Origin of the sequence: Microbacterium sp. (assembly GCF_031178525.1) — a bacterium.
GTDB lineage: Bacteria > Actinomycetota > Actinomycetes > Actinomycetales > Microbacteriaceae > Microbacterium.
The window spans coordinates 1-10,678 of the sequence record NZ_JAPSJA010000080.1 but is presented as its reverse complement, the minus strand read 5'-3'; the positions used below and the strand labels follow the sequence as shown (position 1 = coordinate 10,678).

Annotated in this window: 11 protein-coding genes; 4 read left to right on the top strand and 7 right to left on the bottom strand. The window is 73.2% G+C overall.

The window, feature by feature from the left end; all coding sequences use genetic code 11:
* Positions 1-1,558, bottom strand: a 1,558-nt coding sequence (gene asnB / locus RIF89_RS07155; protein WP_309068441.1) for an asparagine synthase (glutamine-hydrolyzing), incomplete at its 3' end; no start/stop codon positions are given.
* Between the two features lie 35 nt (positions 1,559-1,593).
* A complete protein-coding gene (locus RIF89_RS07150; protein WP_309068440.1) occupies positions 1,594-1,830 on the bottom strand; it encodes a hypothetical protein in 237 nt (78 codons plus the stop codon).
* 100 nt (positions 1,831-1,930) lie between these two features.
* On the opposite strand from RIF89_RS07150, the gene RIF89_RS07145 reads away from it, so the two are divergent.
* Both RIF89_RS07145 and RIF89_RS07140 read left to right on the top strand, forming a co-directional pair.
* Positions 1,931-2,206, top strand: a complete 276-nt coding sequence (locus RIF89_RS07145) for a hypothetical protein (RefSeq protein WP_309068439.1) — start codon at positions 1,931-1,933, stop codon at positions 2,204-2,206.
* 28 nt (positions 2,207-2,234) lie between these two features.
* Positions 2,235-2,915, top strand: coding sequence for a serine acetyltransferase (locus RIF89_RS07140; RefSeq protein WP_309068438.1), 681 nt, complete (start codon positions 2,235-2,237; stop codon positions 2,913-2,915).
* Here the strand turns inward: RIF89_RS07140 and RIF89_RS07135 are convergent.
* The 5 genes from RIF89_RS07135 to RIF89_RS07115 all read right to left on the bottom strand — a co-directional run bounded on the left by RIF89_RS07135 (position 2,882) and on the right by RIF89_RS07115 (position 8,611).
* Positions 2,882-4,228: a DUF58 domain-containing protein gene (locus RIF89_RS07135; protein WP_309068437.1), complete on the bottom strand. Its 1,347-nt coding sequence runs from the start codon at positions 4,226-4,228 to the stop codon at positions 2,882-2,884. The genes RIF89_RS07140 and RIF89_RS07135 overlap by 34 nt on opposite strands.
* Before the next feature lie 10 nt (positions 4,229-4,238).
* Entirely contained in the window at positions 4,239-5,162 is a 924-nt protein-coding gene (locus tag RIF89_RS07130) for a MoxR family ATPase (RefSeq protein WP_309068442.1), read from the bottom strand.
* Positions 5,163-5,293: 131 nt separating this feature from the next.
* Complete coding sequence (locus RIF89_RS07125; protein ID WP_309068436.1) at positions 5,294-6,517, bottom strand: DUF4350 domain-containing protein; 1,224 nt, start codon at positions 6,515-6,517, stop codon at positions 5,294-5,296.
* A 70-nt stretch (positions 6,518-6,587) separates the two neighbouring features.
* Positions 6,588-7,274: a DUF4129 domain-containing protein gene (locus RIF89_RS07120; protein ID WP_309068435.1), complete on the bottom strand. Its 687-nt coding sequence runs from the start codon at positions 7,272-7,274 to the stop codon at positions 6,588-6,590.
* Positions 7,271-8,611, bottom strand: coding sequence for a hypothetical protein (locus RIF89_RS07115; protein ID WP_309068434.1), 1,341 nt, complete (start codon positions 8,609-8,611; stop codon positions 7,271-7,273). Before RIF89_RS07115 ends, RIF89_RS07120 begins: the two co-directional genes overlap by 4 nt.
* Positions 8,612-8,731: 120 nt before the next feature.
* On the opposite strand from RIF89_RS07115, the gene mtrA reads away from it, so the two are divergent.
* Positions 8,732-9,427, top strand: coding sequence for an MtrAB system response regulator MtrA (mtrA, locus tag RIF89_RS07110; protein WP_309068433.1), 696 nt, complete (start codon positions 8,732-8,734; stop codon positions 9,425-9,427).
* A gap of 2 nt (positions 9,428-9,429) precedes the next feature.
* On the top strand, positions 9,430-10,678 hold a 1,249-nt coding region (locus RIF89_RS07105; RefSeq protein ID WP_309068432.1), incomplete at its 3' end, for a HAMP domain-containing sensor histidine kinase.

Sequence of the window (10,678 nt, the reverse complement as noted above, 5' to 3'; positions counted from 1 at the left end):
GCAGCTTGTGCCGCGCGGGGATCTCGGCGGTCAGCCGCGCGACGTCCGGGTCCAGGAACGGGAACCGGCCCTCCACACCGTGCGCCATGAGCATGCGGTCGCCCTGCGACGACAGCAGGTATCCGGGAAGCAGCGTCGTGATCTCGAGCCACTGGGCGCGCGAGAGCGGATCCCACGCGCCGCTGTCGGGCGGCATCCGGGCGACCAGGGCGGCGTCCACGGCGGCGTCCGCGCGCATCGCGGGGTCGAGCAGGCTCTGCAGGGCCGCGGTGGTGCCCCACCGCGGCCGGTGCGAGAGCGCCGGGTCGTCGCCGTCGAGGTCGCGCCCGAAGAACCGTCGCCCGAACGCGGGCGCGAGCGACGGCGACCGTGCCATCCACGGGTACAGCAGCTCGACCGCGCGGGCGCGGGCGGGGGAGGCGGGATCGCGCGCCCAGAACTCCCGGATGCGCGCCTCGCGGAACAGGTCGTATCCCGCCAGCATCTCGTCGGATCCCTCGCCCGTGACGACGACCTTGCAGCCTGCGTCGCGCGCGAGGCGGGAGAGCAGGAACATGGGCGCCGCCGCCGTGCGGAGCAGCGGCGCCTCAGCGTGCCGCACCACATCGGGCAGGACGTCGGCGACCTCGCGCGAGGACACCACGATGTCGTCGTGCCGGGTGCCGAGCCGCTCCGACATGAGGCGCTGGTAGCGGCCCTCGTCGTACTCGTCCTCCGCGAAGCGCACCGAGAACGTGCGCAGGCGTACGCCCGGCAGCTGCGCGATCACGGCGCTCGTGACGGCCGAGTCGATCCCGCCGGACAGGTAAGCGCCCACCGGCACGTCGCTGCGCTGGAAGCGCAGCACGGTCGCGCGGGTGATGGCCTCCCGCACGGCGTCCACGTTCGCCTCGAGATCCTGCCGGGGCTCCCTGCCGCGGACAGGGAAGTCGAGGGCCTCCACCACGTGCAGCCGCTCGCCGTCCTCGTCGACGACGAGAGCGCTGCCGGGCGGCACCTGGTGCACGCCCCGGAACACCGTGCGCGGGGCGACCGGAGACCAGAACGTGAGCGTCTCCTCGAGCCCGATCGGGTCGAACGCGCGGGGCACATCCGGATCGGCGAAGAGCGCCTTGACCTCGGACGCGAACAGCAGGCGCCCGGCGGCGCGCGTGTAGTACAGCGGGTGCACGCCGAACCGGTCTCGGCTCAGGACGAGGCGGTCGGTGCGGCGGTCCCACAGCGCGAGCGCCCACTGGCCGTTGAAGCGCGCGAAGCACCCGAGGCCCCACTCCTCCCAGGCGTGCACGACCACCTCGGTGTCGGAGCGGGTGCGGAACCGGTGGCCGCGGTCCTCCAGCTGCGCCCGCAGCTCGACATGGTTGAAGATCTCGCCGTTGAAGGTGACCCAGATCCGGCCGTCCTCGTTCGACAGGGGCTGCGCGCCGCCGGATGCGTCGACGATCGCGAGCCGCACGTGCCCGAGTGCGACTCGCCGGTCGCGATAGAGGCCAGCGCCGTCCGGCCCCCGGTGCCGGAGCGTCGCCAGCATGTCGCGCACGAGGTCAAGGTCGGGCACGTCGCGTGGCGTGTGCACGCCGCAGATGCCGCACATCAGCGGCCGGCCTCGAGCGCGGCGAGCGTGCGCCGGATCCAATCGGTCGAGCCGAGGTGGGCCGGATGGATCGCGGAGTCCGGCAGCACGATCCCGAGCGCGTCCTCGAGGTGGAGCGCCACGCCGATCGCGGCGCTGTCGGCATCGCGCGCGTGGGCGATCACCGTGGCGCACTCGCGGACGATGATCTCGCTCTCGATGAAGGTGACATCCGTCGTGTACTTTCGCGCGGGCATCCGCACTCCTTCCGAAGGACGCGGGCTCTGGAGGAGTCGCGCCATGGGGAAAGAGAACGGAGCGGGGCGTTTGGATACCCGCTGAACGGAAGGAGTCTCAATGCGACTGGAGACGCAGGCGACCGCGACGGACGTGCGCGGCCGGCTCGAGGAGTTCATCCTCGACGATCTGCTGTTCGGCGACGCGGGGCGCATGCCGGCCGGCGACGAGTCGCTCATGGAGACCGAGGTCATCGACTCGACCGGCGTGCTGGAACTGATCGAGTTCGTCGAGCGCGAGTTCGGGATCCGGATCGAGGACTCGGAGACCGTGCCGGAGAATCTCGACGGCATCGACCGGCTGGTCGCGTTCGTGCAGCGCAAGGTGACGGAGTGATCCGCCGCGCTCGCGGGAGGCGGTGAGCATGGGCGCCTTCGCCGTCGACAGGGCAAAGACCTACGCCGTCATGTTCGGCGGCGCGCGACCCGGGGGGTTCGCACGTGCCGCGCTGTGGCTGGTGCGGCCCGAGCTGCCGGCGGTCGCCGCCTACCGCTTCGGGCAGTGGGCCGAACGCGTGCGCGCGCGTCGCCGGGCCCTCGGCACGGTGTTCGTGCTGCTGCATCGCGTGTGGAACACCTGGCTGATGCGCATCGACCACATCGACATCAATCACGGCGCCCGGATCGGCGCGGGCCTGCTGCTCGTGCACGGTCACGGCGTCATCATCGGACCCGTCAGGATCGGCGCGAACAGCGTGCTGCATCAGAACGTCACGATCGGTCAGCGCGTCGCGCGGGGCGATCAGGGCATGCCGACGATCGGCGACGACGTGTGGATCGGCCCGGGCGCCACGATCACCGGGGCCATCACGGTCGGCGACCGCGCGACGATCTCCGCGGGCACAGTGCTGTCGCGGGACGTTCCGGCGGGAGCCCTGGTGGCGGGCAACCCCGGGCGGGTCGTTGCGCGCGACTACGACAACGCCGGGATGATCAACTTCGTCGTCCCGGCTGATCCGTCATCCGCGGAGCAACGTGCCAGGGACGGCAGGGCGCCGTCAGCGCCGGGGCGTCAGAGGCGCCCGGTGGCCTTGAGTGCGAGATAGCGGTCGGCGATGCGCGGCGGCAGGTCGTCGGGCGACGCGGCCAGCGCCTCCGCGCCGGCGCGCGTGATCGCCCGCGCGACGCTCGCTGCCGAGCGCAGCGCCGCCTCGGCGGCCGCCGCCCGGTAGAGATCGTCGACGGAGTCGTCGGCGCCCGCGGCGCCGCGGGCCGTGCGCTCCAGGTCGGCGTCGGTCGCGGTGCCGACGAGCACGACCGTTCCCGCCCGCACGGTCTGCGGCAGCGTTCCCAGGAAGCCGCGCGCGGCCTCCGGTGCCTCCTGCGCCGTGAGGACGACGAGCAGCGAAGGGTGCGTCGCCAGAGCGCGCGCCTGTGCGAAGGCGCCGTCCCAGTCGGTGTCGATCAGCTGCGCTTCGACGGGGGCGAGCGCGTCGACGAGCGCGGGCAGCAGCGCCGCGCCCTCGACGCCCGTGACGCGCGCCCGCACGACGCGGTCGAACGCGACCAGATGCACGTGGTCGCCCGCGCGGACGGCGAGCGCCGCGAGCAGCAGCGCCGCCTCGAACGCCGCCTCGAGACGGGTGCCGTCGCCCGCGCGCGTGGCGGCCGTGCGACCGGTGTCGATCAGGATCACGACATGGCGGTCGCGCTCGGGCCGCCACGTGCGCAGCATCGTGCTGCCCGCCCGCGCTGTCGCGCGCCAGTCGATCGAGCGCACGTCGTCGCCGCGCACATACTCGCGCAGCGAGTCGAACTCGGTGCCCTGGCCGCGCACCTGCACGCTCGTGTTGCCGTCAAGCTCGCGCAGCCGGGCGACGCGCGAGGCGAGGTGCCGCCGCGAGTGGAAGGGCGGCAACACCCGGATGGCGCCGGGCACGTCCATCCGGCGCTGCACGCCGGCGATTCCCAGCGGGCCCGCCGAGCGGATGACGGCGAACTCCGTGCGCAGCTCGCCGCGGCGGCGGGGCAGCAGCGGGATCGTCGCCGAGCGAGACTCGTGCGGCGGCACATCGAAGCGCAGCCGTCGCGTGGCGGCGCCGGCCGTCGGCTGCCAGGCGTCTCGCACCGTCGCCCGGATCCGTCGGGCGCCGTGGTTCGCCAGCCGCAGTCGCACGTCGACGCGCTCGCCGAGCCGCACGCGCGCGGGGCCGGTTCCGCCGGTGCGTCCCGGATAGCTCCGATCCAGCACGAGTGCGCGCGGATCGGGCGCCGCGAGCGCGTCCGCGGCGACGAGCGTCCCGCACAGCAAGATCCACCCGGCGACCACGAGCCACGGGTCGACGCCCATCGCCGCGAGCGGCAGGAGCGGGATCAGACCGGCGGCGATGATCCAGGGCAGGAGAGCGGTGACGAACACGGGACGCGGATCAGAGCGGGACGGGTGTCTGCTGCACGACGGAGTTGAGCACGGCGTCGACCGACACGCCCTCGATCTCGGCGTCCGCGCGCAGCCGGATGCGGTGTCGCCAGACGGGCACGAGCATCGCCTGCACGTGATCGGGAGTGATGGCGGGATAGCCGCCGAGCCACGCCCACGCCTTCGCGGCGGCCAGCAGCGCGGTAGAGGCGCGCGGGCTCGCGCCGAGCTGGACGGACGGGCTCTGCCGCGTGGCGCGCGCGAGGTCGACGACGTACGCGAGCACGTCGTCCGTCACCGTCACGGCGGCGGCCGCGCGCTGCGCCGCGCGGATCTCGTCCGGGCTCACGACGGGCGCGACGCCGCCCAGCTCGCGGGGCGAGAACCCGTCGGCGTGGCGGCGCAGCACCGCGACCTCGGCGTCGCGCGGCGGCACGTCGATCAGCAGCTTCAGCAGGAACCGGTCGAGCTGCGCCTCGGGCAGCGTGTAGGTGCCCTCGTGCTCGACGGGGTTCTGCGTTGCGCACACGAGGAACGGGTCCGGCAGCGGCCTCGTCACGCCGTCGGCCGACACCTGGCGCTCCTCCATCGCCTCGAGAAGGGCCGCCTGCGTCTTGGGAGGCGTGCGGTTGATCTCGTCCGCCAGCACGATGTTCGTGAACACCGGTCCCTCGCGGAACTGGAACTCACCCGCCTTCGCGTCGTAGATCAGCGATCCGGAGACGTCGCCGGGCATCAGGTCGGGCGTGAACTGGATGCGCTTGGTGTCCAGCCCGAGCGCGCGACTGAAGGTGCGCACGAGCAGCGTCTTGGCCACACCCGGGACACCCTCGAGCAGCACGTGGCCGCGAGCGAGCAGCGCGATGAGCAGACCGCTGACCGCGCCGTCCTGTCCGACGACGGCCTTGCCGACCTCGACCCGGACGCGGTGCATCGCGTGGCGCAGGGCGTCGGCCTCCTGTGCGGCCGCCGGGGCAGACGAGGCGGGGGCATCGACGGCGGCGGGGTTCTCCATGCGGTGTTCCTCTCGAGCGGGGGAGTGCGGTTGGGGGAAGGGCGGGCCGGTCAGCCGCTGCGACCGTCGATGCCGGCGGCGTCGACGGCGTCCTCGAGATCGCGCAGCCGACGACCCAGCGAGGCGAGGTCGGCGTCGGACGACGGGACATGAGTCAGGATCGCACGCGTCACCGAAGCGGGAGCGCCGAGTCGCGCGGCGGCCGCGTCGGCGACCTCGAGCGGGGCGGCGTTCGGGGGCATGCCGAGGCGGCGGGCCATGCGGGAGGCCGCGCCCTGACGCAGCAGCTCGGCCGCGTGCGCGGGCTCCGACGCGCGGGCGTAGAGGCGCGCGCGCCCCTCGAGCGTCTCGCTGCCGCGCACCGTGACGGGCAGGCGCTCGGCGACGAGCGGCCCGAAGCGCCTCCCGCGCCACAGCGCGGCCGCGAGCCCCGAGAGCAGCAGCAGCACGATCGCGGGCGTCACCCACGGCGGCGTCAGCTCGCCGAGCGTGGGCGCGGCACCGCCGTCCTCCGCGTCCTCGAAGGACGGGACGTACCACACGACGCGTTCGTGCGTGCCGATCAGTCCGAGGCCGAGCGCCGCGTTCCCCTGCCGGGCGAGCTGCTCGTTGGCGAACAGCACGGTGCCGTCGATCAGCGTGACGTGGCCGGCGCCGCCGGGGGCGCGCACGAGGCCGAAGCCCTCGCCGACCGGGTAGCAGCCCTCCGCCCCGGCGGGCGCGGTCAGCGCCCTGCCCGGCTCGATGGCGCCCGCGCGCTCGGCGACGGGCAGCGTGCACGCGGGCGCGACCGCCTCGTCGCCATAGCCCGCGTAGGACGCGCCCGGTATCAGCAGGTCGGCGACGGCGCCGTCGGCGTCGAGCACGACCGTGTCGCCCGCTGCAGCGACCAGCTCCTGGATCGTGTCCTCCGACAGCGTCCACGGGTCCGTCAGCACGAGCGTCGTCGAGGCGTCGAGACGCTCGAGCGTCTCGGCGCGTCGCGTCGTCGGGATGACCTCGACACCCTGCTCACGCAGGATCTGCACGATCGCGCGGGCGCCGTCCGCGCCCGGACCCTCGGGATCCAGCGGGGGGCGCGGCGTCCAGTCGCGCGTCGCGAACAGCGACAGCAGGCCGCCCAGCAGGAGCACGGCGGCTCCCAGCGCGATCCAGCCGAGCACGCTGCGGCGCCGGCCGCGCCGCTCGAGCCCATCGCGTGCGAACGGATCGGCGTCGCCCTCCGCCGTGCCCGCGGCGGGAGGGGCCACCGGCACGTCGACGGTCGCGCTCATGTCGTCGCCTCGTTCCGTCGGGTCAGCACCCTCCGGGCGCCGCCGGGGCGGGCTCGTCTCGCCCGTCCCGTCACGCGAGCACCGCCTGAGGAGCGCGGCGGGGAGTGGCGCGGACGAGCTCGTCGTCGAGCGACGCGACGACGTCGTACAGCTCGGCGGAGCCGTGACGGCGCAGGTAGCGGACGTCGTCGAACGCGCGCGCAGCGGCGTCCAGCCGGGCGGCGTGCGCGGGGAACGGATGGTGGGCGCGGCGCGCCAGGCTCTGCGCCGTGGTGCCCGGCGGCGCCTCGACGATGCCGCGCTCCTCCAGTCCTCGGGCGAGGGCGCGGAAGCGGATCACGATCGCCTCGTCCCACTCGCCCGCCGCGGCCTGGGCGCCGGCGGCCTGACGCAGCTGCGACGCCGAGCGGGTCTCGGCGTCGCCGAACAGCAGCGCCGATCGCTCGCCCGTGCGGTGCGCGAGCCGCGGACGGCCCCAGATCAGCACGGCGGCGATGACGAGGCCGACCGCGATGACGACCGCCGCGATCGCGAGCACGGGACTCCACTCCACGTCGCCGCGCGGGTTCAGCAGATCGTCGATGAAGTCCCCGATGGCCTGTGCGAGACGGTCGAGCGGCGTCGGCTGCGCCTCGGCGTAGACCGGATCGGACAGTTCCCGCTCTGCCCACTCGCGCGCCTCGTCGCGGTCGGGGTCGAGCGCCTCGGCGGGGAGGACGGCACGCACGAGCGCCGTCGCGAGCAGCCCTGCGCTCACGATCCGCTCGGCGGGGACGGCGGGGACGGCGGGTACGGCGGCTGCTGAGCGGGCTGCGGCGGCTGCCCGGAAGACGGCGGCGCGGGGGACGGCGGCGCCGGGTATGGCGGCTGCTCCGGCGCGGGCCGCTGCGGCGGATACGGCTGCTGTCCGTACGGCGGCTGCTGCCCCTGCGGCTGCTGCTGCGAGTACGGCGGATACGGCGCCGGCGGGGCGTACGGCGGCTGCCCGGGATGCGTCTGCGGCACGGGCGCGCCGTACGCTCCGACGTAGCGCGGCTGCGACGCGTACTCCGCATATGACGGGTCGTACGCCCAGGGATCGGGCAGCGTGGCGGCGCCCAGTTCGCGCTGCTCGACGTAGGCCTGCAGACGCAGATCCAGAGCCTCCCGCCGCATGCGCGCGTCGATGTACATGAGCGCGCCGCCGGTGCCGGACACGATCGTGGAGATCGCCGACACGAGCAGCTGAAGCGCCGCGCTCAGCAGCCCCACCGCCAGCACGACGCCGATCCCGGCACCGGGGTCGCCGCCTTCGCCGAACGGCACGAGGATCGCGGGCAGGAAGCCCGCGAGCAGCTGCAGGGGGGCGCCCACGATGCTCGAGGCCACGCCCATGATCAGGGAGATCAGGATCATGACGCCGAACGTCGGCCAGAAGCGGCCGCGGGTCAGCACCCACGAGCGCGCGATCGCACGGAAGGGGCCGGTCCGCTCCAGCACGATCGCGGCGGGCACGAGGTAGAGCTTGGTGCCGATCCACGCTCCGAGCGGGACGAGCGCGAGCAGCGCGGGGATCGCGATCGCGAGCAGCCCCCACTGCTCCGTCGCCCCCGCGGCGAAGAAGGGGACCGCGATGACGACGGCCACCACCACCCAGACGAGAAGCTGCAGCGCGAAGTAGCCCGCGAGGCGCCAGAACACGGGGCGGACGAGCGCCCACAGCTCACGCAGGGTCGCCCGCTCGCCGACCACGGCGCGCGAGACCTCTGCGACGACGACGCCCTGCACGATCACGCTGAGTGCGGTGATCGCGAGCGAGACCACGATGCCGGCGATGATCGTGATCGCGGTCGAGCCCGCCATGATCGCGTCGAACTCGTCGGTGTACGGCTCGACCGTGTCGAGCCGGGCGAACGAGAACCAGGCCACGAGTCCGAGGATCGCCACGGCGGCGAGCGACGCGACGGTCTGCACGCCGACGGCGAAGCCGAGCAGCACCTTCGGGTTCCCGCGCAGCGCGCCGAACGCCTTGCCCAGCGCGGTGCCGAAGCCGAATGGATACAGCGGGACAAGCCCCGCGCGCGGGGCCGGCCGCCACGTGGTCGCCTGAGTCATCGATCCCCCTCGAGAGCCGCTCGCGCGTGTCTGTCCCAACTTACAGACAGGGAGGCGTCTACTAGGCTGATCGGGATCTTCCTCCCTCCGCGGATTCGAAGCAAAGGATCTTCGCCCTCCATGACCGCCCGCATTCTGGTCGTCGACGATGACACCGCCCTCGCCGAGATGATCGGCATCGTGCTGCGCACCGAGGGCTTCGAGACGCTGTTCTGCGCCGACGGCGAGCTCGCCGTGGACATGTGGCGGCGCGAGCGTCCCGATCTCGTGCTGCTGGATCTCATGCTCCCCGGCAAGGACGGCATCGAGATCTGCACGGAGATCCGGGCGGAGTCCGGCGTGCCGATCATCATGCTCACCGCGCGGGCCGACACGAACGACGTCGTGGGCGGTCTGGAGGCGGGCGCCGACGACTACATCGTCAAGCCGTTCAATCCCAAGGAGCTCGTCGCGCGCATCCGCACCCGCCTGCGGCCCGCTGCCGAGGCGACGAACGACGTGCTGCGCATCGGCGACCTCACGGTAGACGTCGCCGCCCACGAGGTGCGGCGCGGGCAGAGCGCGATCGCGCTGACACCGCTCGAGTTCGAGCTGCTCGTCGCGCTGGCGTCCAAGCCGCAGCAGGTGTTCTCCCGCGAAGAGCTGCTCGAGCAGGTGTGGGGCTACCACTACAAGGCCGACACCCGCCTGGTGAACGTGCACGTCCAGCGCCTGCGCGCCAAGATCGAGCTCGACCCGGACAACCCCCGGATCGTCACCACGGTGCGCGGCGTGGGCTACCGCGCCGGCGCGGTCTCCGACGCCGCCGCGTCCTAGCCATGCCCGCTGCAGGGACGCCGACGCTGTTCGCGTGGCACTCGCCGCGCACGTGGCCCAGCGCCGCGGGGCAGCTGTGGAACCGCTCGCTGCAGTTCCGCACGATCCTGATCACCACGGCGCTCACCGCAGTGACGATCACGGTCGCATGCGTCTGGATGGCCCTCGCGATCCAGAACGACCTGTTCCGGTCGCGGGTGGACGAGGTGCAGACGGATGCCTCGCGCGCGGTCGGCGAGGCGCAGCGCACGTTGGACGCCTCCGAGGTCGCGGGCAGCCGCTCGCAGATGCAGGTGCTGTGGAGCCAGGTCACGACCTCCATGCGGAGCTTCGCCGCGACCGATCAGATCGCGGCGTTCCGGATCGACCGCGCGCCCGTGGCGCTGGCACCGCCGGACTTCGGCTTCGGCGGCCTGGCGGCGGAGGCCGTGTCCCCTGGCCTGCGCGAGCGCGTGCAGACGCAGTCGACGTCGCAGTGGTGGCAGTCGATCGCGATGACGGACACGGAGGGCGAGGAGGTGCCCGGCATCATCGTCGGCCAGCAGCTGCGCGTGCCGAACGTGGGGGCGTACGAGGTGTATCTCGCATACGACCTCGCGGACGAGGCCGAGACGCTGCTGTTCGTGCAGCGCACGCTGTGGGGGTCCGGCGTCGCGATGGTGCTCATCGTCGTGGCGATCCTGTGGGTCGTGCTGCGTGCGCTCGCGACGCCGATCATCGAGGCCTCCGCCACGAGTGCGCGCCTTGCCGCAGGTGATCTGAAGGTGCGCATCCCGGTGCACGGCGAGGACGAGCTCGCGATCCTGGGGCGTTCCTTCAATGCGATGGCCGACAGCATCGAGTCGCAGATCCAGGAGTTGGCCGAGCTGTCGCTCGTGCAGCAGAGGTTCGTCTCCGATGTCTCGCACGAGCTGCGCACGCCGCTCACCACGATCCGGCTCGCGGCCGACATCATCCACGACCGCCGCGAGGAGTTCGACGCCACGACGGCGCGAGCGGCCGAGCTGCTGCATGCGCAGGTGGCGCGGTTCGAGGGACTGCTCACCGACCTACTCGAGATCAGCAGGTACGACGCGGGCTCCGTGCAGCTCGAGCTCGAGGCGACGAGCCTCGCGCACCTCGCCGAGGACGTGCTCGAGTCGATGCGTCAGGTCGCCGAGCAGCACGGCACAGAGCTGCGCCTCGTCGCGCCGGGCGGATACTCGCCGGTCGACATGGATCCGCGCCGCGTGCGCCGCATCCTGCGCAATC